Source organism: Synechococcus sp. R8-2, assembly GCF_047461715.1.
Lineage (GTDB): Bacteria > Cyanobacteriota > Cyanobacteriia > Thermostichales > Thermostichaceae > Thermostichus.
On the sequence record NZ_JANSHQ010000719.1, the window covers coordinates 1 to 792 of the forward strand.

Consider the following 792-nt stretch of genomic DNA (forward strand, 5'->3'; position numbering starts at 1 on the left):
TAGGCAAGGTGTCGGCAAACAGCCCCGGCACAGGAACAATTAGATCCCAGACCCCTAGTTCCCTGGCAATCACCTCTAAGTTCTCCGAAATGGGTGCCGCTAAAGCACCGGATCCAAAACCCGTATCGTTGGCACCAACTCCTCGATAATCTCGATCCACCTCTGTTGGATCAGGCATACCTGAGAAGGTATCGAAAGCATATAGCCTGCGAGGTCGACGGCTGTAGTTCTTAATCACCCAGGCCAGCAAAGCTGAGCTTCCACCCCTGCAAACACCACATTCTACAAAGTTCCCAGGAATGTCTTCTTCACAAACCTGCTTAGCCAGTGAATAAAGGCTCCAAAGACGCTCAAAGCCCAGCAAGGTAAAAGATTTAACTTTCTCTAGCACCCTAGACAACTCAAGGTTACAGACCGGATAGTCCTTGAGGTGCTCTGGCAATGTCCAATTCACAGCAGGGTCTGGAATATGCTCAACGGGCTTGACATTGCCTCGCCAGGCCACTCCCATAATTTGCATGGTCTGGTAAATCATCGTGTTCCAGCCCCTGTCTCTCAAGTAATTCAAACCTTCAGCCACATCCGGCGAGGCTAGATCATGAAACAGAATCAAGGCATCCTCAGCAGCATAGCGCTCTGCCACTTGAGCATCCTGCAAGGGAGCCGGCGAGTCATGATTCCCATCAATGTAAATTAAAGACCAGCGACGATCCTCTTGCTGGGCAATTTCCTCTACCTTTTCCGGACTGTAGCCAGGGTAGAGATTGACATTAGAGCGAACTCCAGCCGAGC

At 50.6% G+C, this 792-nt stretch carries 1 protein-coding gene; it reads right to left on the minus strand.

Features of this window, described 5'->3' with window-relative positions:
• On the minus strand, window positions 1–792 hold a 792-nt coding region (locus NW819_RS14200; RefSeq protein WP_414414145.1), incomplete at both ends, for a class I SAM-dependent methyltransferase.